The following is a 25,939-nucleotide window of genomic DNA, read 5'->3' as shown; positions in this document are numbered from 1 at the left end:
TTTTGGATGTTTCTTAAATACTGATTTAAAGATATTTTATTTAACGATTATTCTATCTACAGAAACAAAATTCCCTGTACTGCCAAATCCTGTTCCATCTTTTTTATACCAATTACCATGTTCTCCCGTAACGGTTACTATAAGTTTATAATTTCCTTTGTTCAAAATTGGACTTAAGTATTTTAATGAAGATTCAGGATATTTACAATACATTTCAATTAAATTGGATTGAATAGTTTTACCGCCTGCATCTTGAATTTCAACTTGAGCATAACCTCCATTTGGGCGAGCAACACTATATAAACCAATTTGTGTTCCGTTAAAATTCACTGAAAAAGAAGCTCCCTTTGCATCCGAACTATTATCAGTAAAAGAGTCTTTTGTTGGTTCTTTTTTCCAATTATCAGAATACTTTATGTTTTTAGTATCTGAATTTTGAATGATAGTACCTTTCAAAGTTAGGTTAGACCATTCCCCAGTTATGGTGTTGATTTGCCAATTTTCTTTATAATCAGGTAAAGAAAGTACATCGTCTTTTACAATTAAAGGTTGCCATACATAAGTTGCCGCCGATTTTTGATGTGGAAAAGCCCAACGGTCTCCCCCAAACAAATATGTAGTATCTTTTGAACCAACGATAGGAAGTGCAAATGTTGATTGTGAATTCCAAGTTAATGAATCTTTAGGAGCAAAATTTTCATGCGATATCCATGGTCCTTTTAAAGAAGTTGCTGTGAAATAATAATTATCATTTCGTTCCCAAGAAGTCAGGCCAGAACCTAACCAAAAATAAGTGTTGTCTTTTTTGAAAATAACTGGTGCTTCGCAATGTTTAGTCATGTCTTTCACAATTTGCTCAGTGACACTTTTATAATCATCGCTAAGTTTGTATAAATTTCCAGAATGCGTTATGACATAGCCACTCCCGTCGGTATCCTGAAAAGTACCCATATCCCATTTTTTGATTGGCTGACCATTAAATAATAAAGCACCTTGGAAAGTATAAACACCATTAATAGTTTTAGAGGTAGCGTAGCCCACACATTGGTCTTTGTATTTAAGATCATCCGTGTGCATGTACATAATGTATTCGCCAGTTTTAGGGCATTTCATGACTTTTGGTCTTTCGCCAATGCGGTTAAGGCCTAATTTCCCAGATTCTTGAACAGGAAGTGCTATTTTTTCAAATTTCCAGTTGTACAAATCGGAGGAAGAATAACAGCTAAAACCAGTGAAATCAATAGTTGAGTCGCTTTTATATTCGCCAAAAAGATAGTATCTATTGTTGTCTTTTATAATTCCAGCACCATGTGCACTTACCGTATTTCCTTTATCGTCATGCCAAGGAATACCAGAATAAATAGCATTTAGTTTTTCTTTTTTTTGTGCTATTCCTATTGTATAAATTACTAAAAAGAATAGTAAAAGAATTGATTTGATTTGCTTATTCATATATTTTTTAAAATTGTATTCTTATAATTTTTTTTGACAATCGATTATTTTCCCAAAGATGTATTATCTCTCAAAATGATGTTCACCTGATCCAATGTTATCCAGATACAGATAATTTCCTTCCTCGATAGCCGCAACTTCTTTGTTGTCAAATTTAATTGTAGTTCCAGTTTTGCCACATTTTGGCAAATAGACTTTTGCAGTACTATTATTAGGAACAGTGATTTTTAAATTATACTTATTGTTTGAATAGTTCCAATCGACTTTGATATCGCCTTTATCCGTAGGATAAGTTCCTTTGGCATACGTCAGTTTGTCTCCAAACCATAATGGTTTAATTTGAATTTTTTCGTGTTGAGGAGTTACCGCTTTTATTCCCAAAATATAATTTTGCATGGCTAGCAATCCTACAGTTCCCCAAGGATGTGACATACTTTGACCAGTTGTGTCGGCGTCCCAAGATTCCCAAGTTGCAGTACCTCCGAGTGTGATAGTTTTTGCCCAGCCTTCCCATTGCGGATTAGTATACAAATCAATAAGATGATTTCCTTCGTCAGCCAAACCAAGGGATTCAGGTAGCCAACGTAGACATACCATTCCGATATTCATTTTTTGTTTTTTAATCTCCTCAATAACTTGTTTTTTGTTTGCTTCAGGTACAATATCTAATGCATACGGAAGAATGTTAGCATGTTGCGAGACATGAGTACTCACATTTTTATCGTTATTCATTCCGTCAATATATACACCGTTTTGATTGATAAGATTATTATTAATTGCTTTTTTGATGGCTTCTGCTTTATTCCCATAAAGTGTTTTGTCATCAGAATTACCGATGACTTCGGCAATTTTTGAGAGAATGTTGAAATCCTCATAAGCATAAGCATCAATAACAGTTCTGGATTCAACATTCATGTCATAACCATAACGCATTGTTGCTGGCCAATCTATAATCCCAAATTCATAAGGTCCTTTTCCTCCTTTAAGTTTATGGATTAATCCGGTGCTTTCATTTTTATAAGTGTCAACATAATCGGCAACTTTTTTCAAACGGGCATAATTGGATTTTAAAAATTCAATATTTCCTGTTTGAGTATAATAATCCCAAACCCATACAAGATAAGCTTGTGTAAAATCTGGAATATCTCTTCCGCCATCAACATTTGGATATACTGCATTCAATCGTCCATCAGGCCAATATTGATCTTGGGACTCTAAAAATTCATTCAATGCACGCATGTTCATCGTTCGATCATACATCACGCTCATACAAGGAACTGCCTGTGACCAGCTATCTAATAAAAAAGCTCCTTTTTCTCTTGTTGGTGTATCAACAAAATCTTCTTGTGCACCCAGAACTAGTGTATGTGCCATCAATTCCCAAGTTTTATTTAGCATTTCATTTGATGTTTCGAATGAAGAGTGGGAAGGATCTAATTCGAAATGACGACTAATAAAACTAACATTGTTCTGATTTAATTCGTTTGGTGCATTTTCAACTTGCAGATAACGCATCCCAAAATAAACATTTGGATTGAAAACCGAATTAGCACCGTTTGGAATGTATTTAAAACTTAGATTGGTAGATTGACTGAATTTAGGAGCAACAGTTCCGTCATTGTTTAGTACAAATCCGCCTAGCATTTTGATAGTATCTCCAGGAGTACGTTCTTTAAAAGTTATTTTAAAACTACCAGCGTATATTTTTCCTAAATCAATAACATATTTACCATTCCCTAAATTTTTTATAGCTTTAGGTTTGATTTCTTTTTCTACAACTCGAGTTAAGTCGGATCTTAAAGTGCCTGTCCATGGAGTAGTAGGGTGGGAGCCAATTTCGGTAGCATTTTTCCAATTGGAGTCGTCTAATTTTGCGTTATTCCAATTAGCAATATTTTTACGACTGTCAACAGATTCAACTCTTCCAACACCTTCGCCGTTTCGTTGTGGCTGACCAAGAAGCCATTGAGTTGCTTGTACTTGTTTCCAAGATTTATCAGAACCAATAACGGTTTGTGTACCATCATTATATTCGATAATCGTTTTTATAATCATGCCACGAGTTCCCGTTGCACGCCCTTGACCACCACCATACCAGTGTGTAAGACAGGCTAGTAGATTTTCAGCGTTTTTGTTTAATAAAGCAGTAATATCCCAGGCATTATAATAACTGTATTGCGGATAGTGATTGTTAAATCCTTTTCCAACAAATTGTCCGTTCACATATAATTCGTAGCTATGACAAGCTGATAGGTAAACGATTGCTTTTTTGATAGTTTTGTTCGGAAGATTTGCTTTTTTTCTGAAGTAAGTAAAATCGTCGTTGTCTTTAGAATCTCTTTTAATCCATTGCGCTGCAGTCCAATCATTGTTGGTTAATAAACCCGTTGTGAAATTTGCAGGATTTGAATACGTACTAACATTACCATCTTTATCCCAACAACGAACTTTCCAATAATAAGTAGTTGCTGCTTTAAGAGCCGTTTTTTCTAAGTATATATAATTTTGTTTTCTGGAATTGGTCTTATTACTATCCCAAATATCGCCTTTGTTTGCGTTAAGATTAATTAGACTTGAAGAAATAATGATTTGATATGCTGATTGAATTTCGTTAGAATCAGCATCACTTAGATACCAACCAAAATACGGTTTATCGTTTGTGCCAATAGGGTTTTGTTTGTCAAAACTTCGTAGATTAAAAGGTGCATTTGGATTTGCAGCAGTACCTTTAATAAACGAGAAAAGAAAGAATACAAAAAGTAAAGATTTTATTATTTGCTTCATCGGTGGTTGGTTATGGTTTTGTTAAAAATAGAATTAAATTAAACCCAGATAATGTATTAGATACCTAATGTGTCATCTGGGTTTAATTTGATTGATAAAATTTTGAAATTATTTTATAGTGTTATTCCATTTTAAAATTAATCACATTTTCATTAATGTTTTTTTCTGTGCCTAGCATAGACTCTGCCGTTACATTTTTTAGAAAAATATTTTTTATGGGCAATTCTTTCTCTCCTTTAATTTTTGAAATAAATTTCACTTCTTTAGCGGTGACATTAGTTAGATAAACATCAGAAATAGGAGTTAGGCGGCGTTCTACTGTTGGAACTAAATTTTTCCATTGGTATAAAACATCGGTATCAATTCCTAATATTCCAAGATCCATTTTACTTCCTTTAATATTTTGAACATAGATATTCTTCACATAACCGCCCATACGTTCATTCGTTTTAATGAATACAAGATGGTACATTTTTGCTCCGTCTAAAACTTCACAATTGTCTATAAACACATTTTCTATTCCACCAGATAGTTCACTTCCTACAGCCAATAATTGATGTCCATTTTTGATAGTACAATTTCGAATAATTAAATTTTTGGTAGGTGTTTTAGAACGCCATCCTTCGGGATTACGACCTGATTTTACAGCAATAGCATCATCTCCCTGATCAAAAGTGACATTTTCGACCAAGATATTCTGACTCATTTCTGGGTCAAAACCATCATTGTTATGACCATGTGCATAAATGTTTAGTTTTCGAACAATAATGTCTTTTGAAAGATACATGTGAACGGTCCAAAAAGGGCTATTAGTTATTGAAAAGCCATCAAGTAAGATGTTTTTACTTCGGTTAAATTGAATAAATTGCGGACGAAGATTAGCCGTATCGTTTACCATTACACGTTGTTCAACAGGAACATTTTGCCCAGATAAATTATATAATCTTTTTAAACTTTGCATGTGTCCTTGTGGACGACCAGCCCATTTTTGCCAAAAATCCATTTTTGCTTTAATGCCACCTTCACCAGTAATAGCAATGTTTTCACATTTGTAAGCATAAATTAATGGTGAATAATTATAGCATTCTAATCCTTCCCAAGTCGAATGAACTGCAGGTAGATAATCATTTGGATTGTCTGAAAAAAGCAGTAATGCTCCTTTATTTAAATGTAAATTGACGTTACTTTTAAAATGAATTTTTCCAGTAATCCATTCTCCTTCTGGAATAATAACATTTCCACCTCCTGCTTTGTTGGCTTGATCAATAGCTTTTGCAATGGCTTGAGATGTTTTTTCTTTGTCACCTTTGATTGCACCAAAATCGGTTATTATAAATGATGCACATTTACTAAAGTCTGGCGTTTTAATTGTAGTTATTCCAAATGGTGCGGTAACTTTAGTCTCTTTTTGAGTCACTTTTGGAGGATCAATTTTGAAAGAGAAAAGAGTAAGTATAAGAATTAAAGAAGTACACAGGATAAATTTTTTCATTTATAAGTTAATTTAATTAGTGATAGTGTAATAGTTTAGCTGTATTTTAATTTTTCTTAATTTTTGAGAACTTGCGAATATATGAAAGTTTTTTTTTTTGAGTATCCTGATTAAAAACAGATACCCCGTTCAAAATATTTTGAACGGGGTATCTGTTTTATTTAAGAAAAAAATGAGAAGTTTTACAGCTAAACAATTTAGCGAAACCAATTACTGCCAAAAACAATATAATAGGCCCATTGTTCAGGTCCTTTTGCTACATCGACACCCATTCGGAGTTTAAATTTTCTAGCGATTAAATACCTAAAACCGGTTCCATAACTATAAACCAATGGTTTGTCAAAAGCTTGATCCCATTGATCAAAAGCACTTGCGCCACCTCCGTATGCCATAAGACTCCATCGTCTATATACGTCCCATCTAAATTCTGCTTCGGTAACGATACTGGTTTTTCCTTGATATCTGCCTGACGGAATACCTCTTAAATTTATTCCAGGCAAAAGATAAAACGGAGCACTTCCAAGGCTTTGTTCTCCCTCTAATCGGAGTCCGCCAATTAGTTTTTTTGTTATAGGTCGATAGCCAATTAATGATAAATTTAAGCGCCAAAAATCGTAATCACTGCCTATTGCATTATCCGACCAAAAAAAGTCTGATTGCAGACGAATACCTTTGTCTGGCGTGAAAATATTATCACGATTGTCAAACTGTATAGCTGCTCCCAATTGACTAATCAAACTGGTTGTTTTTTTTTCGGTCACAAAGCTTGGCAAGTCACCATTTGGAAGGGTTATTTCTGAATTCAAGAAAAGATATTGTGGTCCGGCACTCCATTTAGGATTTTTAAATTCTTTTAAAGCTTGTCCATAAAAAGAACCAGATCTAAAATTAAACTTGAATTCCTGATCATTACCATTAGGTAAAGTTTCATAAAAGGATAAGTTTAGATCACCATAACCTGCCATAAGTCTATACATTATTCTCTCTTTTATAAGAGTTCCGGAACGAAATCCTCCAGCAAGCCAGCTTTTATTCGCGGTATACATACCAATTCCACCTGTAATGTCTGGATTTATGATTCTTTTTTTTTCATTTTCGTCAATAACAGGCTTATGTTTTTTTAGAAAAACAGGTACAACTGCAGCTCCAATTCCACCTAAGGCAGGTTCTGTAATAATCGTTGGAACCACTAAAAAACCATGTGCATAAATGATATAATCACTCATGTCAATTGCGCCATCAAGAGAATCTTTTAAGGTTACATGCTTATTTTGCGCCATCATATTAATGAGCGATAGTATAAAAAGAAGACACGTAAATACAAATCGAAGGGAACTACTTGGTTTTTTCATAAAAAATAAAGTCAATAACAGATTGGAATTGTGAAGAAATACCTTTTTATAAATCCAATTTCAATGGATTGTACAAAGCTTTACTCCTTTAATCTAAAGGAGTAAGCTTTGAAAGAACAGTATTGAAACTATTTTTTGACAGCACCAGGAGGAAAACCTGCCAAAATGCTTTTTACGGAACTATTTATAAATTCTTCGGGATTGTCTGGTTTATTGTCAATTTCGGCATTACCAATTCCTTGCCAAACAAGTTTTCCCGTTTTTGTTGATACAATGTCAATTACTAATGAGCCATCAACATAATCATAGGTGTCAAATGTTGTTGTTCCTCCTCCCATCATTGCTCCGCCGCCCCAATATCCGTATGGGCGATACATACCACCATATCCGTAGAAATTAGAATTGGCAGTAACCTGCTGTTTGTTTTTTAAGATCGCAACTGCGTTTACTTTTAAATCGGGATTATCACTGGTTTCCTTAAAACCTTTAGCGGTCATTTCTGCGATTATCGCTTTTGTAACCCGATCAACGTTTAACTGATTCACCTGGCCTTTTTGTGCACGTAAATCAAAAGTTGCAAAAGTTTTAAATTCGCTAAAGTTTACTGCATGATCGTAATCATTTGTTACTTTTACCGTTGGTGCACATCCATAAATTAATCCTAATAATAATATTGGAATTAGGAAAAGGGATTTTCTTTTTGTGTTCATCTTATTAAAATTTAGAGTTAATGATTAATTATTATTGATTCTTATTTTATATATCAGTTGAGATAGACAGTCGGCCTTTTTTGATTGCATCTAGCATTTTTGCGTAATCAGCATCATTTTGATCGGCATACAAAACTGAGAATTCTGCAATTGCATTGGCGAATTCGTCATTTTTTCCAATATAACCAGACAAGATAGAAGGATCTCCTGTTCGTGCATGCGCTCTGGCCAATGCCCATCCGCAGGCTCTTGCATAAGCAGTCATATTTTTAGGCTTCATAATTTCTAAAAGTGGTTTTACCTTTGCATCACGAAGCTGGCGGATATAAAAGAACTTATTCTGATCATCATTCGTCCATCCTAAGAACATATCCGAGGCGGATTGCATAAGCTTTTGCCCCATTACAATTCGTTCTCCCTGATGGCTGTATTTATTTTTTGTAGCCAAATTTGGTTCCAAAACACTTTGTCTGGCTTCTTTAAATTGTAAAAAAATAGGTTCTCCGGTCGCTGACATTAATAAGCTGATGCCACAAAGCGTTCCTACACTTCCAACACCTACCACTTTTATTGCCAAATCGTGTAATGAATACCTTTTCAAAAGTATTTTTTTGTCGTCGGATAACGTTTCGATATAGCGTAGATGTGCTTCTTCTACTATTCGTAATAATCGTTCTCCTTCTTCGCCAGATGGATGGTATATCAGCGGAGGTTCATCTTTTATTCGGGCTCTTGAGCCTTCTTTATGGGTGAGTTTAGCAAACTCTTTTTCATGGGCTGAATATTCTAATGCTTTTTTTATGCGTTTCTTTTGAAAAGTTTTTAATTCTTCGTCATCGCCTCTTTCAATTAATTCGGCAAGATCAATGTGAGCATACCATATCTGAAGTGCCGATAGTTTGCTGTACTCGAACATGTGCCGTTTATAACTGTCAGCAACTTGCCAAGCCATTTCTTTTGATACTTTATTCGAGAATTTTTTCCATCTTCCTGCAATGGCAAAACTTGTGGCCAGTCTTTTTAAATCCCATTCCCATGGGCCGGGAAGCGTTTCATCAAAATCGTTAATGTCAAAAACTAACTTGCGTTCCGGAGTAGCAAATCCGCCAAAATTCATAAGATGACAATCGCCGCAAAGCTGAAGCTCAATGCCTGTATTGGGTGAATGCGCTAAATCTGCAGCCATGATTGCTGCCGCACCTCTAAAAAATGAAAAAGGAGATTCCATCATGCGGCTGTACCGAATAGGGAGTAAGCTTTCGATTCTCCCTATATTAGTATTAATCAAGACCGCAACTGGATCTTCGCGCTTTTCCGATGGTTTCCATTGACGATGTAATGACCGAGAAGTGGTTTTTCTCAGTGCTTTTCCTTTAGCAAAACGTTTTGTTTTGGATATGACTGAGTCGGAAAGATTGTCTTTATTTTCTTCTAATTTTTCAGACATAAGATTCACTTTAATTCTTATTCATCCTCTTTTTTTTGCAAACCGTAAATTGGTTTAGTATTTTGATTGTCGAAATAAAACTCAATCAAATTTGAAATAGTAGAAAAAGGAAGTGCGACTTATGCGCTTTTATTTTTCTACTATTTCTATTTGAGATCAACATTAATTGTTTATTTAACCTGTTCTGGTTGTGGGGCTTTCCAAGTTCCGTTTAATATTGATTCGTCCGGGCCATAAATTCGAATCAAATAATAAAAAGCATCTTTTGGAGCTGGAATCCAGTTTGATTCTTTCCCTTTAGGAGCTTCATGCTGAATGTAAATCACTAAATCTCCATTAACCTCATATTTTAAGCCTGTTGTTCGGTCTCCAATAGAATATCTGTTAATGGGATTGTTTACTAGATAACGACTTGGTAATTCATACAAAGTAATACTCCAGAAATATTTATCTGGAGGAGTTTGTCCTTTTGGAAAACGGATCACATATTTGTTTTTTCCAGACATGAAATTATTCGCTTTATCTGATCGGGTTCCTATGTAAACAGCTTCTTCTTTTGTATTTCCGAACAACCCTGCGGCGGCACCTAAAGCTCTTTTCGTATAATCTCCGTTGATCATTTCTCGGGTTCCAAATAAATCTGTTGCATTAGCTAATTTATCCGTTCCGTCTTTAAGTTCTTTCCCCGCTTCCTGCGCTCCTTCGGTTATTGCTTTTAATACTTCCGGAGTATATTGCGAAGGGTCGAATTTCTTACCTGGAACGATTCCGATTTTGGCAAACTTTTCTCTTAATTCGGTCTCAGCAGGATTCAAAGAAGTATATTGTAGAAGGTTATTGGTTAATCCAATAAAGGCTGAAGAACCTAAATCGACTTGATTAAATTCAGGATAAGGCAACGTAAATTCTTTATGCGCCGGAGCAGTTTCTTTGGTAAATTCGTGCAAAAGAGACAATTTGTATTGGGATTGCAGTTTCTTTACATTTTCAATATCTCCAGCAGCCATTTTCAATTCTGTTCTTCCCAATAAAGTCACAAGGTTGGTTTCGGATTGAATTACTTTGTCAATGCCATTTGGTTTTTCGCCTTTCCAATCAGGTCCTGCAATTAAATATTTTCCCGCTTTGTCTCCAGTTTCACGGCTTCCTACATACGCAAAGTTAAACGTATATAAATCGACAAATTGAAAAGAGTAATATCTGTCCTTTACCTCTGGAACTTCCAGTACAACAGGTTCATCAGCCAAATTTAAAATCGCCCATGAATAGGGAGTATCATTGTTTGGAGTTACTACAGCTGTATCTTTAGCGGTGAAAATTTTATCATAATGTTTGAATTTATTAAAACCTCCTGCATAATCCGGATAGGTTTTATCCAAGGCATACAAATGCATCGTTCTATAATTCATTGCCATTGAAAAAGCGTATGTCCAGGCTTCTTTTGCAATCGTTTTTGCAGAATCTGCTGATTTAGTTATGGCAATTTGTGCATCCAAAACTTCGTTGCTTACATTTTCTTTCTTTTTACAAGAAAAAAGAGAAATTGAAACTAGTGCGAATAAGAATATTTTTTTCATGTTGTTTATTATTTATTTCACTTCTTTTATATCGTCCATTTTCCAGCTTTTGTCAAAATAAGCTGCAGTTGGCCCATAGAAACGCATATAGGTAAACCAATGTTTTCCTGCTAAAGTCTGCACCCAGTTTTTCTCTTTTCCTGCTGGTGCTTTTGGTCCAAAATACAAGTCTATTGATCCGTCGGCATTTTTTATTAAGTCTTTGCGCGAAGACAAATCGGCATTTTTCTGCGGATTGTCAATTAAACAGCGTGTAGCTACATCATAAACTGTAATCGACCAGAAATTAACTGCAGGCGGATTTGCAGGCACGTTTAATGTATAATTTTTTCCTCCGTCCAGCCAGTTTCCGGTATTGTCAAAATAAGAACCCAAATATGCCTGACCTACATTTGGTGTTTTGGTAATCATCGCTTTTGAATAGGTGACTGCTTCATAGAAATAAGAAGTACGCTCAAAGAATTCATCATAATTATCGGTATGCTGTGATGGGTCTTTAATGATCATCACATAATCCCATTTTTTATCAGGCCAATGTTTTACATCTGCAAAACGTTTGCTGAATGAATTTGCCATTGCCATTTGCTGTCCTTTTTCGGCGGCGGCAACTAAAATTTTCTTCTGGTGTTCGTCCGGCGCAAAAGGTTTTCCTTTTTCGATTCCGAGATTTCTTAGCCAAGCCATAAAAAAACGATCCCGTTCTTCTACTGGTTCTTCTTGTAAAATAGCATGAAGTCTTTCCCAATAGGCAATTCCGGTTGGCTGAATTCCGTACCATTTTTTATCTGCCGGCGGACTTATTACTTTTGTTGGAGTTGGATTTGCACGCTTTGCATACGGATAAATTTTTACCTGTTTTACCAAAGTTTCAGTTGTTTTTGGATCTGGATCTAAAGCCCTGAAACCAAAAAACATATTTACGGTGTTACAAGGAACGATGAAATACCCGGCTGGTTTAAAATCTTTCATTGTTGGAGGAACCAAAAGATATTTGCCACCCTTTCCTTTATCAGGTCCCATTTCTCCAATAACGGCTTGTTCGCGCTGCCAGAAATCTCCCAGACCGCCAGCTGTGTGACCTGCAGGCATTTCGATAACCGTTGGTCCATTTTCGGCAAGATCAAGAAATGATATGATGTAAGGCGTTGTTGCATTTCCTGTCAGAATTCCTAAACGATCGTTGTATGAATTATAAAAAATAAGATCATTGCTTGTGGCATTAAATGTTGTGTACTGAATGTGCTGCCATTCGGCGAAAGCTACAATAGGCAATCCCCACAAATAGCATTGTGTCGCCTGCTGAAAATCCATTTCATCAAACAAAACCGGAATTGACTCTTTTGAAGGCAGTTCGCCATCCATTTTTATTGCTGTTTCCGATAGCGCAACTGTTGTTGACGCAACGTTTTCAGTTTCTGATTTTTTACATCCGATGTTGAAAATCAGAGAGGTGCAAGATAGAATTAGGAGAAATTTATTTTTCATAATCATTTTTATTTTGAATTTTAAAGAGATGATTTATAGAGTTTCATTTTTAATCTGGGAATATAAAAGATAAAACAGCTCTTAATCCCCAGTCTGGTTTCGATTCAGATGGACCAGTTATTGGAATCAAAGGCATAATGGCAAACTGAACTGCCTGACTTCCTAACTTTGTAACTGCTCCTATGTTAGGACTAAGAGTGATCATAGTGGTTTTTGCTTCCCAGTTTTGAGTAATTTCTGAAGTGATACCCAAACTCGCTCCACTTTTGTAACTGTGCGAAAGAAATATTTGGGTGTAAAACTGATTGAAATCGGCTCGGTCTTCACTTCCTGCAACAGACCATATTTGATTGGCCAAAAAACCGACTGAAAGCCCTTTTCCCTGATGCATGACTAATACGCTGGGACCAACTCCAAATTTCTCAGTTCCCAATACTTTTTCGGTGGCCGTTGGAACTAAAAATGCCGGACCAACTCCCAAAATAATTCCTTTTGTTTTGGGTGCAAAAAAAGCGGTAACCGTTGCATCACTTAAACCAAACTGATGGGTGTTTTCGCCTGTAATATCTCTTTGATCCACAACTGGAAGAATATAACGGGTAATTAAATTTAGGTTTTCGCTTAATTTGAAAGGAATTACGGGTTGTACATTGATGGTGTATTTTGTGCCATTATAGGGTCCAATACCATAATTAAGATTGTTTTGCAAAGGGACACTAATCAAACTGGCAACTGGATTGGCCAGTTTATCTGCAAGTTCTTGGGCACTTGCTCCTGATTTTGGAGTTTCTTCTTGTGCAAAAACACCAAAACTTAATAGAAAGCAAACTGTACTTACTATTAATTTGGGAGTAATATAGAAACTTGTGTTTCTCATAATGATTTTTATTTTAAAATTTTTATTTGTTTTTAACAACAAAAATAAACAACTTTTGTAAGTAAAAGTTGTTTATTTTTTACTCTTAACGGTAATCCAATTATTTATCCGGAAATACTTTTTTCCAATCGTCTTTGATGCTGATTACATGGTATTTGTATTTAGCAGCTGTATTCAAAGATAAATTATCTTTTTCCTGATAACTGTATTCTCGAATAGAGTCGTTATGATTTACGATCATTTGAAAAGATGGATATTTGCTTCCTGAGGAATATCTAAGCATAGCAAGATCTCCAGCTCCGCCTTCATTTCCGCAGGCAAAAACGGGTCTTTGGCCAATATGCAATTGAATCCCAACTGGTTTCCCAACTTTATCATCTAATAAATCCAAAGCGGGTTCTCTTTTGATACTATTAGCTGCATCATCAAAAGTGTATTTAAAAGAAGTTCCCACAACTTGATATTTTGGAATACCATAAAAATCAGCCGATATCGCACGCACTAATTCTACTGTACCACCAGTTACAATGAAAGTTTTGAAACCATTGGCACGCAAATAATTCAATAATTCCAATTGTGGCTGGTAGCGTATTTGCTTTAGCGGAACATTTTTGCCCGGAAATATTGCTCCCGTGAAAAAATCTTTTGCTTCTTTTTCAAACTCATCTTCGGTCATTCCCGTATGTGTTGCAGCGACCAATTCGATAAGTGCTTTGTCTCCGCCTTTTTCGAAGAACGTTTTGTCTTTTTCGACTACGGCTTTGAATGGCTGTTTTTGTTCCAAAGCAGGATTCGCTTCAACCATTTTTTTTACCCGATAAAAAGCAAATAATTCCTGAACATAAGGCTTTTCGGCCCAGAGTGTTCCGTCGTTGTCAAAAGTCGCAATTCGGTCTTCGACAGGAATAAAATCAGGTGTTCCTTCTTTGGTTACTTTTTCAACATAAGCGATAATATCGCTTTTGAGTGTGCCATCATTCCAGCTTGGCAGTGGATTACTGCTGGCTGCAATTGTTTCTGTTGGATTTGAATTGCCGACAGTAGTTGCGTCCTCTGTTTTGTTTTTACAGGAAACCAATAAAAATAAAAATAGAGGCAATACATATAGTTTCTTATACATAGCCGTAATTCTTTGAGTTAAAAAAAGCCTGGATTACTTTTATAAATAACCCAAGCTTTCTGTTTTTACTTTTTCTTTTTTGAATCTGTTTCTTCTTCTTTTAGTTTAGGAAGAATATTTTTCTCGATATATTTTTGTGCTTTAATATCTTTCATAGCCTCTTCCATGATAGTATAAGCAGAGAAACTTGGTGGAATTGATCTTGGCGGATATTCTTTAAATGTTTCTGCAAATACAACTACATCTTGAATTACTCCATATATAGCAGGGACATGATTTAACTGCCAATCCCAAAATGTATTTGAAGTTACATCGGCTCTTTCAAAAGGATCTTGGAATAGATTGAATATTTTTTGTAAACGCAGTTTGGTAAAAGGTTCTGCCCAAACTCCCATTGTTCCGCCTAAACGCTGTTCCGCAAAAACATATTTATAATCACCTTCTCTTAAACCAACTAAAAGACCATCGTCATCTGTATAAAAGAATTTATCTCTAGCACTTTTTTGAGTTTTGCCACGTAAAAAGTTACTTTGATCAAAACCATCCAAATGTACTTTGTAGTTTTTACCATTGGCAGTATATCCTTTTAATAATTTGTTTACTAAATCTGGTTCTCCGGCAATCGAAGCTAATGTTGGTATCCAGTCATTGTGTGACATTAATTCATTCGTAATTTGTCCTGGTTTGATAACGCCTGGCCAACGTACCAAACAAGGAACACGGAAAGCACCTTCCCAGTTGGTGTTTTTCTCAGAACGGAATGGTGTCATTGCACCGTCCGGCCATGTATTCATGTGAGGGCCATTATCTGAAGAATATACCACAATAGTATTGTCAGCGATTCCTAAATCGTCTAATGCTTTCAGAATACTTCCAATAGTTTCATCATGTTCAATCATACCATCAATATATTCGCTGTCACCATGAGTATACCTTCCTCTGTGTTCTTTTCTAACATGGGTACGAAGGTGCATACGAGTAGCATTGAACCAGCAGAAAAATGGTTTTCCAGCTGCATTTTGTCTTTTAATAAAATCTATAGCAGCAGCAGATGTTTCATCATCTATAGTTTCCATTCTTTTTTTAGTAAGCGCTCCTGTATCTTCAATTTTTTGTTTTCCAATTTTTCCAAAACGAGGGTCAACTGTACCATCATCAGAATTTGTAGCGGTGCATTTTAAAACTCCTCTTGGTCCATATTTTTTCAAATATTCTGGATCTTTAGGATAATCAGGTAATTCTGGTTCTTCTTCAGCATTTAAATGGTATAAGTTTCCAAAAAATTCATCAAAACCATTCACGGTTGGTAAACTTTCGTTACGATCACCTACGTGATTTTTACCAAATTGACCTGTTACATAACCAAGATTTTTCATGATTCCTCCAACAGAAGGGTCTAATTGACTCATACCCATTGGTGCTCCCGGAAAACCAACTTTAGTTAAACCAGTTCGCAGCCCATGCTGACCTGTTAAAAATGCTGCACGACCTGCTGTACAACTTTGCTCTCCGTAATAATGTTGAAACTGCATACCTTCTTTTGCAATACGATCAATATTTGGTGTTGTATATCCCATTAAACCGTTGCTGTAGGCACTAATGTTACTAATGCCAATGTCATCACCCCAAAGAATGAGGATGTTTGGTTTTTTTTGTGCCGAAATGGTACTAACTGTTGCTAACAGTAATACCCATAAATAGTTCATTTTTTTCATAATATATAAAGGTTTAGGAGTGAATTAATTTTAGGAGAAGGTGTATAGGTTATGCCTATGTCGGATTTGACATAAAGGAATTGATAGAAGATTGATTTTTGAGAAATCAAAATAGGGATGGAAATGTGCGGATAGGTATTCTTTTTATTCATTGTTAATTTTTTAAAATTATACATAAACAAAACATCTGAAATTCAGATAATACACTTAAATAGGTTTATTTTTTTTGTATTAAAATAGATACAAAAAAATAAATAAAAATATTTATTCTTATTTTATGTCTTTCACACAGCGGAATCCAATATGTGAAGCACCAGAATCATAAGGCGTTCCTCTACGGGCAGCAGGACGAAAGTTGGTGCAATAATTATCAGTACAAAGAAATGATCCTCCTTTAGTTACTCTTTTGATAGTATAGGGTTCTCTGGGGTCATTCCATTTTTCAGGTCCTTTCGGATTATCAAGAGTTTTTGATATATCTATTTTTTTGTAATACTCAGAATCATACCAATCAGAACACCATTCCCAAACGTTACCGATCATATCATATAAACCATATTTATTTTCGGGAAAGCTTTTTACGGGAGATGTTGTTAGAAATCCATCTTCGGCTATGCCTCCTTCGGGAAATTTCCCCTGAAAAGTATTTGCCATGTTTTTACCATCACATTTAAATTGATTTCCCCAAGCATAACGGTTTTGAGATAATCCGCCACGAGATGCGAATTCCCATTCAGCCTCAGTAGGTAATCTTTTGCCAGCCCATTTGCAATACGCCAGCGCATCATCATAAGCAATGTGAACAACAGGGTGGTTCATACGATTGTTTATATTACTTTTAGGTCCTTCGGGATGTTTCCAATCGGCACCAGGCACAAATCGCCACCATTGCATGTAATCATCTTCTGTTACTTTATAATTGGGAGGGGTAAATACTAATGATGCAGCAACAAAATCTTTTTCGTCTGGTTTGGGAGTTTCAGGAGGTAATTGTTTTTTTAATTCTTTCCACTCTGGTTTTTTTTCTGCAATTGTTATGTAGCCGGTTGCATCTGTAAATTTTTTAAATTCTGTATTTGTGACTTCGGTTGCATCCATAAAAAAACCTTTTACTCGAACAGGATGTGAAGGTTTTTCGGGGCCATATGCATCTTTTTCATCTGTACCCATCATAAATTCACCGCCAGGAATCCAAACCATACCTTCGGGAGCTTTTACCTTTGTAGAAAAACGTGACGGAGTATATTCGCAACTTAAAGTATTAGTACTGATATTGGTTTTTGAACTCGTTTTTTTTTCAGTTTTTGAATCTTGTTGTTTACAAGAATTGAAACTTATGGTAATAAGGAATAATAAAAAATGCAGATGCTTCATTTGGTTAATTTAAGATTACTATCATTTTGGCAATTAATAGGGCAACTGTAAACGGCAATGAAAACTTTGATGAACTTTTTAATAAAATTTTTTAAGTCTTATAATAATAAAAGGCAGAAAATTATTTTCAAATATAATTAAATAAAATGTATTACACTATTAGACAGGTGCTTAAACAATTGTTAATTTAATTATAAATTTTCGAAAACATATAGTTTGATTTATGAATCCATTATTTTTAATTCATTTTCAAGTCTATCGAAATTTTCTTCGTTTTTGTCAACTACAAAAGGCCTTAATTTGTTACATTCTTCGGCTGAATTAAAAAGCATTTTAAAGACAATCTTTGTTTTTTCGCTGGATACTTCTTCAAATGTTGCCAGTACTTGAAACAATGGTTTAGAATGGCGTTTCCAAGCAATTAATGACGGTTTTTCTATTTTGATAAATTCACATTCATTTGGGTAATTTCCTTTATCAGGTCCGTGCATAATAAAGCTCCATTTTCCCCCGACTTGTAAATCATACTCATTAAAAATATTGGTGAAACCTGCAGGTCCCCACCATTTTTTTAAATGATCCGGTTCTGTCCAAGCGCGATAAACAAGTTCTCTGGAGAAGTTTACAATTCTGGAACTTACTATTTCACTTTCGGGTGTTGTTGTTATAATTTCTGTTGTCATTTGATTTTTTTTTTGTTACTGTCATTTTGAATTTAAATCTGTCTCTGAGATTGATGATTTAAAAGCGGTATTTTTCTATAGATACTAAGTTATGAAATAAATCATAATTCACTAGCAGTTTGAATTTTAGAAAAAAAATATTGTATTGATGAATGTTTAAAAGAGCTTGTGAAAATCTAAGAGTTGAAAAAAAGATGAGTTTATACATATCGTCAAAAAAACAGAAAAGAATATCTTGAGGTCTATAATAAGTTTGTGTTTCATTATTCAAATCTCATGTTTTCTCAGAATAAAATTAAAATCAGAACTCAATAAAATAAAAAACAGCTGCAAGAACGTTCTTGCAGCTGTTAAATTTTTTTATCTTAATTCTGTATTGTTTTTTAGGACATCACAATAAATGAATGTATTATAGTTTTACTGTTAATCCAATTGCAGGAGATAGACCAGATACGCTTCCGCCAGCTATCTCTGCGTATACACCCCATTTGTCATTCCAAAACCAGCGAGCTCCGGCTTGAAGTCCAAAATCAACATCACTTTCGTCATGTCCGTTGTTATCATGATCATCTCTCATATCGAAAGCGTATCCAACATTTGCTCCACCATAGACATCCCAAGCTGCATTTGAAATTCCGAATAAATTATCGAAATAATAATTAGCTTTTACTCCAACATTTAGCCAATCTAAATCGAAATTGGTTCCAACGCCTGGAGCAATTGTAATATCTCTATGAACTGGGATTTCATAATTAATTCCAACAAGACCAAAGTTTAGTTCTTTTCTAGCTTGTGCAAAAACACTCACGAAACTAAATGACAATGCAAATACAAGTAATAAGGTTGTTTTTCTCATAATGTTTTGAATTTTAAGTTGTTAATGCAAATATAATTTTTTTGTTATTTATATTAAGATATTTCGTGTATTTTTTTCAAAAGGATGTTGGTCATAATTCATTGTTTTTTTAATCTGATTTTTACAATTTCTTCTTTGATACGATATCGTGTTTTATATTGATTAAAGGTGTTAGAACCGCAAGAGGGATAGCGCCAAATTACCGAAGTAATGGCAATAGCCCGACCGCATTAGGGAAAGGGGCGAATATACGCATGCTAAAGTAGCCCCTTTTCCTAATGGGGTCTTGCCCAATTTCATTAAGTTAAGAGATTTTAGATTTTAGATTGAGGATTAACGATTTCAGATTTCAGATTTGGTGTTGCGAAATATTAGATTGTCGATTTTACGAGGTCTTTTACATCTTAAATCAAAAATCGTTAATCAAAAATCAGCAATCATTTTATCATTAATCTTTAACTTAATGACATTAGGGTCTTGCCAAAACAAGTTTTATCAAACTGACGAGGTGAATAAATTGCAAAATGTCAGTTTGTCATATTGTTTTATGCCAATTGTACTATAAACTGACAATTTACTCGGTTTTTTATATTGGCACAGTGATTGCTTTTGAGTCTTCGAGTTATTAAAACAAGTATACAATAAAATTAAATATATTAAAAATGGGTAAAATAATCGGAATTGATTTAGGTACTACAAACTCTTGTGTTTCTGTAATGGAAGGTAATGAAGCAGTTGTTATTCCTAATGCAGAAGGAAAAAGAACGACACCATCTATCATCGCTTTTGTTGAAGGTGGAGAAATTAAAGTAGGGGATCCTGCTAAAAGACAAGCAGTAACTAATCCAACTAAGACTATTGCTTCTATCAAACGTTTTATGGGACAAGGTTTTGGTGAAGTTTCGGCTGAAGCAAAAAGAGTTTCTTACAAAATTGTAAAAGGAGATAACAATACACCACGTGTTGACATTGATGGTCGTTTGTACTCTGCACAAGAATTGTCAGCTATGACACTTCAAAAAATGAAAAAAACTGCTGAAGACTATTTAGGTCAAACAGTTACTGAAGCAGTTATTACTGTTCCTGCTTACTTTAATGATGCACAACGTCAAGCTACAAAAGAAGCTGGTGAAATTGCAGGTCTTAAAGTTATGCGTATCATCAATGAGCCTACTGCTGCTGCATTAGCTTATGGATTGGATAAAAAAGGAACTGATCAAAAAATTGCTGTTTACGATTTAGGTGGAGGTACTTTTGATATCTCTGTTCTTGAATTAGGAGACGGAGTTTTCGAAGTATTGTCTACAAATGGTGATACTCACCTTGGAGGAGATGATTTTGATCACGAAATTATTGACTGGTTAGCTAACGAATTTAATACTGAAGAAGGTATTGATTTACGTTTAGATCCAATGTCATTACAACGTTTGAAAGAAGCTGCTGAGAAAGCTAAAATTGAATTATCATCTTCTGCTGAAACTGAAATCAACTTACCTTACGTAACTGCTACAGCTTCAGGACCAAAACACTTAGTGAAAAAATTAACTAGAGCTAAATTTGAGCAATTAACTGATTCATTAGTTAAACGTTCTATGGAGCCAGTTGCTAAAGCATTAAAAGATGCAGGTTTAACTGTTTCTGATATTGACGAAGTTATCTTGGTTGGAGGTTCTACTCGTATGCCAAGAATCGCTGACGAAGTTGAAAAATTCTTCGGTAAAAAAGCGTCTAAAGGAGTTAACCCTGATGAGGTTGTTGCAATTGGAGCAGCTATTCAAGGTGGAGTTCTTTCTGGAGATGTAAAAGATGTATTGTTATTAGACGTTACACCTTTATCTTTAGGTATCGAAACTATGGGTGGAATTATGACTATCTTAATTGAGTCTAATACAACTATTCCAACTAAAAAATCTCAAGTTTTCTCTACTGCTGCTGATTCTCAACCAACTGTTGAATTACACGTTCTTCAAGGAGCTAGAGCAATGGCTGCTGATAACAAAACTATTGGTCGTTTCAACTTAGACGGTATTCCACCAGCACCAAGAGGAGTTCCTCAAATCGAGGTTTCTTTTGATATTGATGCTAATGGTATCATCAAAGTTTCTGCAACTGATAAAGGAACTGGAAAATCTCACGATATCCGTATCGAAGCTTCTTCTGGATTAACATCTGAAGAAATCGAAAAAATGAAAAAAGATGCTGAAGCTAACGCTGAGTATGACAAAATAGCTAAAGAAAGAGCTGAAAAATTGAACGAAGCTGATGGAATGATCTTCCAAACTGAGTCTCAATTGAAAGAACTTGGAGCTAAATTATCTGATGATAACAAAGTTGCTATCGAGTACGCTTTAACTGAATTGAGAATGGCTCACCAATCTCAAGACATTGCAGCTATTCAAACTGCTCTTGACAACATCAATGCAGCTTGGAAAACAGCTACAGAAGCTATGTATGCTCAAGGAGAACAAGGTCAAGCTGCTGCTGAACCACAAGCTCAAGCACAAGGAGACAATGTTGAAGACGTTGAATTCGAAGAAGTAAAATAATTTACTTTTTAGTTTATAAATTAAAACCGAGTCAGAAATGGCTCGGTTTTTTTTGTGGTTTATTGAAAGACATAATTGTAAAATACTTCTTTATGGGTATTTGAAGAAATTTTGATTAGTCATAATTTTGAAAATTAAAAAACGATAACTTATGAAAAAAAATTACTCAAAAAAAATTATTTGCTTTATTGCTTTAATTTCATTTTTTTCAATTTCTTCTTGTGAAGATTTAAGCGATTCAATTGATGAAGCTGTTGATGAGGCTGTTGATGAACTACTTGGGATTTCCGCACTTTCGGAAGACTTAAGTAAAACAACTAGTAATTATAATCTCATTTCTGACATTGTAATTAATAATAAACTGGTTTCAAGCACTGAAACGAAGATGACATTACCATCAAGTGTTGCTATATCGTTTACCAAAAAAAGATATACAGCAGGAACAAATGGTGGGGCAATGACTATAACTACTGATAATTATTCTGGTACTATTTCTAGATCGATGTTTAATAAAGCATCAAACACTGTGAAAATCTCTGTACAGAATAATACGCCATCAGTTTCTGTAAATAATGTAGTTGCATCGAATGCAACTTCAGGAGGTTCAACTGGTTCAGGAGGTTCAACAGGTTCAAGTGGTACTGGGAATACAGGACCTACTATATTGGTAGAGGGAGATTTAACTGGAGATACTAACGATCTAAAAGTTGTATCATTTACAGTTCCATCGGGTGTTAAAACTATGGTTATTAAAACTACTGAACCAACAGCAAATCACAGAAACTTGGCAGATTTATATGTAAGAAAGGGCAGTGCACCAATAGTAAAAGATATTTATACAACAGCTACTACTGATTATAAGAGTGATAGTCCAAATCGAGAGAGTGATGTTGTAACTATTCCTAATCCTCCATCAGGAACATGGTATATAGGAATTTTTGGTTATGGTGGTTATTTTAATTCGCATTATACCGTAACTATCACAAAATAACTTAGAAGGAGCAAGCAAAATAAAAAAGGGAGATTTATATTGTTTTTGCAAATTTTAAACTAAAAACCGAGTCAGAAATGGCTCGGTTTTTTTATACCTTAAAGTCAATGACTTATTTTTTTTTCGTAATATTACTATACAAATTATTTTATGAGAAAGATTAAGTATAAGAAAGGGAAACGATTACAACCTTATAGTCTCGAATATACAGGTTTGCACAAAAGCAAAGAGATTGAAATGCAATTGTTCGTATATGATGATTGTTCAATTGCTGAATATGAGAATGGCACTATTAATAATTTAGAAAAACATATTGATTTAAATAAAACTAATTGGCTGAATATTCATGGATTAAGTGATGTCTATTTGCTTAAGCAAATTGCTGACTATTTTAAAATTGATGATTTCATGTTGGCAGATATTTTAAATACCAGTAAAAGAACCAAACTGGAAGAAGAAAAAGATGTTTTATTCTTTAATATAAAATCGATTTTACCTTCTGAAAGTTCTGATGACATAAGGGTGGAACAAATTAGTTTTTTGTTGAAAAAGGGAATACTGATTTCTTTTCAGGAAAAAAGAAGCGACTTTTTTACTCACATACGAGAACGTATTCGAACCAATTCTGGAATTGTACGAACTAAGAAAGCAGATTATCTATTGTATATTTTGCTAGATGCTGTGATTGGTAATTTTTATATAACTATTGAAGACGAAGAGAATAAAATAGAAGATTTAATTGATTGTGCCAAAAATAGTGCTGATCCCATAATCTTAGAAAAAATTGAAAAACACAGAGATAATTTTAATTTCTTAAAAAGGTCTATTATTCCGCTTCGGGATTCTTTGTATGATATTAAAAGTATCAAAGAGGATAATGTTTTTGATGAAATTGAATCAGATAATTTTAGTTTTTTTACTCGTTTGCATCAAAAATGTTTAGAGCTTTTGGAACAAATTGAGTCCGATATGGGGTCGTTGGAAAGTGCTTCTAATTTCTTTTTTGCGGCTCAAACCCATAAGATGAATGAGATTATGAAAACATTGACCATTATTTCGGTCATATTTATACCATTAACCTTTATCGTAGGAGTCTACGGGATGAATTTTGATAATATGCCCGAATTAAGGGAACCTAATGGCTATTATTTTGTAATAGGTTTTATGTTTTTGACAGTTATTGGAATGGTTATTTATTTTAAAAAACGCAATTGGTTTTAATCTTATTTACAAAATAACTTTTGGTATTTAAAACTGATTTTTGTCATATTTAGAAAAAGATTTAATAGGTAATTTTATATAAATATATTAAAACAAAACAATGAATAAAGCAATTTATATAGCAACTAGCGAAGAGAGTAGTGGTAAATCAATTATTACTTTAGGGTTGATGAGTATGCTTATTGGTAGAACGGCCAAAGTGGGATATTTTAGGCCAATCGTAGAGGATTTTGAAGAAGGAAAATTTGATAACCATATTGAGACAGTTATTAATCATTTTGGCTTAGATATCCCATATGATGATGCTTATGCTATCACCAAAAGTAAATTAATCAAGAAAAAAAATCAAGGAAAAATAGGAGAGGTAATCGACTTGATTATCGAAAAATATAAACGTCTAGAAGAACGATTTGATTTTGTATTAGTCGAAGGAACTAGTTTTACTGGTGAAGGAACGGTTATCGAATTAGATACCAATGTTCTTATTGCTAAAAATCTAGGGATTCCAACAATTATAGTGGGATCTGGAGTCGGAAAAACGTTAGAGGAATTAATAGATAGTCTTTATCTGGCTTATGATTCTTTTAAAACAAAAGAGGTCGAAGTATTGGCAATAATTGCTAATAAAGTACAACCTGAAAATTTAGAATTGGTAACTTCTGGTCTGAAAAAAAGCCTGCCAGAAGAGGTGATGATTAATTCAATTCCAATTATTTCAAGTTTGAATAATCCAACTATTCGAGAGATCGTAAAAGAATTGAATGCTACCGTTTTATTTGGTGCGGCATTTTTAAACAATCAAGTAGGTAGTTTTAGTGTGGGTGCCATGCAATTGCGTAACTATTTATTACACCTCAAAGAAAATGGATTAGTGATCACACCTGGTGATCGTGCCGATATTATTTTAGGGGCTTTACAGGCTAATGAATCTGCTAATTATCCTGCTATTTCTGGAATAGTTTTGACAGGTAATATAAAGCCCGAAGATAGTATTTTGAAATTAATAGAAGGACTCTCTACTATCGTGCCAATTATTTCGGTAGATGGTGGGACTTATAATATTACTAATAAAATTGGGTCTATTAAATCTAAAATTTATGCTGATAATAAAGAAAAGATTTTAACTTCGATCAAGACCTTTGATGATTATGTTGATTTAGAGAGTTTAACCGAAAAATTTATCAAATTTGAAGCTGAAGGGATAACGCCAAAAATGTTTCAATACAACTTGGTGACAAGAGCGAAAAAACATCGAAAACATATTGTTCTGCCAGAGGGAAATGATGACCGAATTATTATTGCTGCTGCCAGATTATTAGCTATGGACGTGGTTGATATTTCTATTATTGGCGATAAAAAACAAATTGAAAGTAAGGTGGCAGAATTAGGAATCTCTTTCGATTTTTCTAAAGTTGCTATTATCAGTCCAAGAAAATCTAAGGAGTATGATGATTATGTGAATACGTACTATGAGTTGCGAAAAGAGAAAAAAATGACTCTCGAAATAGCAAGAGATCTTATGGAAGACGGTTCGTACTATGGGACAATGATGGTGTATAAAGGGCATGCTGACGGAATGGTTTCTGGAGCAGCACATACAACGCAACATACTATTTTGCCTGCTTTACAATTCATCAAAACAAAACCCAATTGTTCTATTGTTTCTTCCATATTTTTTATGTGTTTAGAAGATCGTGTATCTATTTTTGGAGATTGTGCCATCAATCCAAATCCTACAGCAGAACAATTAGCAGAAATTGCTATTTCTTCTGCCGAGTCTAGTTTGGCTTTTGGTATCGAACCTAAAATAGCTATGCTATCCTATTCGTCTGGTTCATCTGGAAAAGGCGATGAAGTAGATAAAGTAAGAGCTGCCACCGAAATAGTAAAACAAAAACGTCCAGATCTTAAAATCGAAGGACCAATTCAATACGACGCAGCTGTTGATCCAGAAGTAGGACAGAGTAAAATGCCAAATTCAGAAGTTGCAGGTTATGCCAGCGTTTTGATTTTCCCTGATTTGAATACAGGAAATAATACCTATAAAGCAGTTCAAAGAGAAACAGGAGCATTAGCAATCGGCCCGATGTTGCAAGGATTAAATAAACCTGTAAATGATTTAAGCAGAGGTTGTACTGTAGATGACATTATAAATACCGTTGTTATTACAGCAATTCAAGCACAAGGATTTTAAAAAGCACTAAAAAAAACTTAGCTTCTTAGTAGCTTTGGGACTCAGAATCTTAAAATAAATAGA

The 25,939-nt window shown here is 34.4% G+C and carries 18 protein-coding genes; 4 read left to right on the top strand and 14 right to left on the bottom strand.

The window, feature by feature from the left end; translation table 11 throughout:
- Nucleotides 1-36: 36 nt before the first annotated feature.
- From ACUN3A_RS02300 to ACUN3A_RS02235, 14 genes are all read right to left on the bottom strand, one after another.
- Complete coding sequence (locus ACUN3A_RS02300) at nucleotides 37-1,452, bottom strand: family 43 glycosylhydrolase (RefSeq protein WP_445549735.1); 1,416 nt, start codon at nucleotides 1,450-1,452, stop codon at nucleotides 37-39.
- Between the two features lie 63 nt (nucleotides 1,453-1,515).
- Complete coding sequence (locus ACUN3A_RS02295) at nucleotides 1,516-4,236, bottom strand: family 78 glycoside hydrolase catalytic domain (RefSeq protein WP_445549734.1); 2,721 nt, start codon at nucleotides 4,234-4,236, stop codon at nucleotides 1,516-1,518.
- A 121-nt stretch (nucleotides 4,237-4,357) separates the two neighbouring features.
- Entirely contained in the window at nucleotides 4,358-5,728 is a 1,371-nt protein-coding gene (locus ACUN3A_RS02290; protein WP_445549733.1) for a glycoside hydrolase family 28 protein, read from the bottom strand.
- Nucleotides 5,729-5,925: 197 nt separating this feature from the next.
- A complete protein-coding gene (locus tag ACUN3A_RS02285) occupies nucleotides 5,926-7,011 on the bottom strand; it encodes a BamA/TamA family outer membrane protein (protein WP_445549732.1) in 1,086 nt (361 codons plus the stop codon).
- 197 nt (nucleotides 7,012-7,208) lie between these two features.
- Nucleotides 7,209-7,790, bottom strand: coding sequence for a DUF4136 domain-containing protein (locus ACUN3A_RS02280; RefSeq protein WP_445549731.1), 582 nt, complete (start codon nucleotides 7,788-7,790; stop codon nucleotides 7,209-7,211).
- A gap of 46 nt (nucleotides 7,791-7,836) precedes the next feature.
- Complete coding sequence (locus ACUN3A_RS02275; RefSeq protein ID WP_445549730.1) at nucleotides 7,837-9,237, bottom strand: DUF2252 domain-containing protein; 1,401 nt, start codon at nucleotides 9,235-9,237, stop codon at nucleotides 7,837-7,839.
- Nucleotides 9,238-9,407: 170 nt separating this feature from the next.
- Nucleotides 9,408-10,814: a DUF1254 domain-containing protein gene (locus ACUN3A_RS02270; RefSeq protein WP_445549729.1), complete on the bottom strand. Its 1,407-nt coding sequence runs from the start codon at nucleotides 10,812-10,814 to the stop codon at nucleotides 9,408-9,410.
- A 12-nt stretch (nucleotides 10,815-10,826) separates the two neighbouring features.
- Nucleotides 10,827-12,299 (bottom strand): DUF1254 domain-containing protein, encoded by a 1,473-nt coding sequence (locus ACUN3A_RS02265; protein WP_445549728.1) that lies wholly within the window; start codon nucleotides 12,297-12,299, stop codon nucleotides 10,827-10,829.
- A 49-nt stretch (nucleotides 12,300-12,348) separates the two neighbouring features.
- Complete coding sequence (locus tag ACUN3A_RS02260; protein ID WP_445549727.1) at nucleotides 12,349-13,176, bottom strand: hypothetical protein; 828 nt, start codon at nucleotides 13,174-13,176, stop codon at nucleotides 12,349-12,351.
- A 100-nt stretch (nucleotides 13,177-13,276) separates the two neighbouring features.
- Entirely contained in the window at nucleotides 13,277-14,296 is a 1,020-nt protein-coding gene (locus ACUN3A_RS02255; RefSeq protein ID WP_445549726.1) for an HAD family hydrolase, read from the bottom strand.
- 65 nt (nucleotides 14,297-14,361) lie between these two features.
- On the bottom strand, nucleotides 14,362-16,011 hold the full coding sequence (locus tag ACUN3A_RS02250; RefSeq protein ID WP_445549725.1) for an arylsulfatase: 1,650 nt from the start codon (nucleotides 16,009-16,011) through the stop codon (nucleotides 14,362-14,364).
- 270 nt (nucleotides 16,012-16,281) lie between these two features.
- Nucleotides 16,282-17,385, bottom strand: a complete 1,104-nt coding sequence (locus tag ACUN3A_RS02245; protein ID WP_445549724.1) for a formylglycine-generating enzyme family protein — start codon at nucleotides 17,383-17,385, stop codon at nucleotides 16,282-16,284.
- A gap of 221 nt (nucleotides 17,386-17,606) precedes the next feature.
- A complete protein-coding gene (locus ACUN3A_RS02240; RefSeq protein WP_445549723.1) occupies nucleotides 17,607-18,068 on the bottom strand; it encodes an SRPBCC family protein in 462 nt (153 codons plus the stop codon).
- Between the two features lie 409 nt (nucleotides 18,069-18,477).
- Entirely contained in the window at nucleotides 18,478-18,924 is a 447-nt protein-coding gene (locus ACUN3A_RS02235) for an outer membrane beta-barrel protein (protein WP_445549722.1), read from the bottom strand.
- Between the two features lie 662 nt (nucleotides 18,925-19,586).
- On the opposite strand from ACUN3A_RS02235, the gene dnaK reads away from it, so the two are divergent.
- The 4 genes from dnaK (at nucleotide 19,587) to pta (ending at nucleotide 25,876) form a co-directional block, all read left to right on the top strand.
- Entirely contained in the window at nucleotides 19,587-21,470 is a 1,884-nt protein-coding gene (gene dnaK / locus ACUN3A_RS02230; protein WP_445549721.1) for a molecular chaperone DnaK, read from the top strand.
- A gap of 151 nt (nucleotides 21,471-21,621) precedes the next feature.
- Nucleotides 21,622-22,461, top strand: a complete 840-nt coding sequence (locus ACUN3A_RS02225) for a pre-peptidase C-terminal domain-containing protein (protein WP_445549720.1) — start codon at nucleotides 21,622-21,624, stop codon at nucleotides 22,459-22,461.
- A gap of 150 nt (nucleotides 22,462-22,611) precedes the next feature.
- The gene (corA, locus tag ACUN3A_RS02220) at nucleotides 22,612-23,682 is read left to right on the top strand and encodes a magnesium/cobalt transporter CorA (protein WP_445549719.1); all 1,071 of its coding nucleotides are present in this window, start codon (nucleotides 22,612-22,614) and stop codon (nucleotides 23,680-23,682) included.
- A 100-nt stretch (nucleotides 23,683-23,782) separates the two neighbouring features.
- The gene (gene pta / locus ACUN3A_RS02215; protein ID WP_445549718.1) at nucleotides 23,783-25,876 is read left to right on the top strand and encodes a phosphate acetyltransferase; all 2,094 of its coding nucleotides are present in this window, start codon (nucleotides 23,783-23,785) and stop codon (nucleotides 25,874-25,876) included.
- Nucleotides 25,877-25,939: the final 63 nt, after the last annotated feature.

It is taken from the genome of Flavobacterium sp. WC2509 (assembly GCF_052683105.1).
Note: the sequence above shows the minus strand (reverse complement) of the source record. Positions and strands in the feature narration are given on the sequence as shown.

Excerpts from the sequence above, each read along its gene's own strand:
- ACUN3A_RS02270 (WP_445549729.1), bottom strand. The coding sequence starts at position 10,814 with ATGAAAAAAATATTCTTATTCGCACTAGTTTCAATTTCTCTTTTTTCT.
- ACUN3A_RS02260 (WP_445549727.1), bottom strand. The coding sequence starts at position 13,176 with ATGAGAAACACAAGTTTCTATATTACTCCCAAATTAATAGTAAGTACA.
- ACUN3A_RS02300 (WP_445549735.1), bottom strand. The coding sequence starts at position 1,452 with ATGAATAAGCAAATCAAATCAATTCTTTTACTATTCTTTTTAGTAATT.
- ACUN3A_RS02285 (WP_445549732.1), bottom strand. The coding sequence starts at position 7,011 with ATGATGGCGCAAAATAAGCATGTAACCTTAAAAGATTCTCTTGATGGC.
- ACUN3A_RS02235 (WP_445549722.1), bottom strand. The coding sequence starts at position 18,924 with ATGAGAAAAACAACCTTATTACTTGTATTTGCATTGTCATTTAGTTTC.
- ACUN3A_RS02250 (WP_445549725.1), bottom strand. The coding sequence starts at position 16,011 with ATGAAAAAAATGAACTATTTATGGGTATTACTGTTAGCAACAGTTAGT.
- corA (WP_445549719.1), top strand. The coding sequence starts at position 22,612 with ATGAGAAAGATTAAGTATAAGAAAGGGAAACGATTACAACCTTATAGT.
- ACUN3A_RS02265 (WP_445549728.1), bottom strand. The coding sequence starts at position 12,299 with ATGAAAAATAAATTTCTCCTAATTCTATCTTGCACCTCTCTGATTTTC.
- pta (WP_445549718.1), top strand. The coding sequence starts at position 23,783 with ATGAATAAAGCAATTTATATAGCAACTAGCGAAGAGAGTAGTGGTAAA.
- ACUN3A_RS02275 (WP_445549730.1), bottom strand. The coding sequence starts at position 9,237 with ATGTCTGAAAAATTAGAAGAAAATAAAGACAATCTTTCCGACTCAGTC.
- ACUN3A_RS02240 (WP_445549723.1), bottom strand. The coding sequence starts at position 18,068 with ATGACAACAGAAATTATAACAACAACACCCGAAAGTGAAATAGTAAGT.
- ACUN3A_RS02295 (WP_445549734.1), bottom strand. The coding sequence starts at position 4,236 with ATGAAGCAAATAATAAAATCTTTACTTTTTGTATTCTTTCTTTTCTCG.
- ACUN3A_RS02290 (WP_445549733.1), bottom strand. The coding sequence starts at position 5,728 with ATGAAAAAATTTATCCTGTGTACTTCTTTAATTCTTATACTTACTCTT.
- ACUN3A_RS02225 (WP_445549720.1), top strand. The coding sequence starts at position 21,622 with ATGAAAAAAAATTACTCAAAAAAAATTATTTGCTTTATTGCTTTAATT.
- dnaK (WP_445549721.1), top strand. The coding sequence starts at position 19,587 with ATGGGTAAAATAATCGGAATTGATTTAGGTACTACAAACTCTTGTGTT.
- ACUN3A_RS02245 (WP_445549724.1), bottom strand. The coding sequence starts at position 17,385 with ATGAAGCATCTGCATTTTTTATTATTCCTTATTACCATAAGTTTCAAT.
- ACUN3A_RS02255 (WP_445549726.1), bottom strand. The coding sequence starts at position 14,296 with ATGTATAAGAAACTATATGTATTGCCTCTATTTTTATTTTTATTGGTT.
- ACUN3A_RS02280 (WP_445549731.1), bottom strand. The coding sequence starts at position 7,790 with ATGAACACAAAAAGAAAATCCCTTTTCCTAATTCCAATATTATTATTA.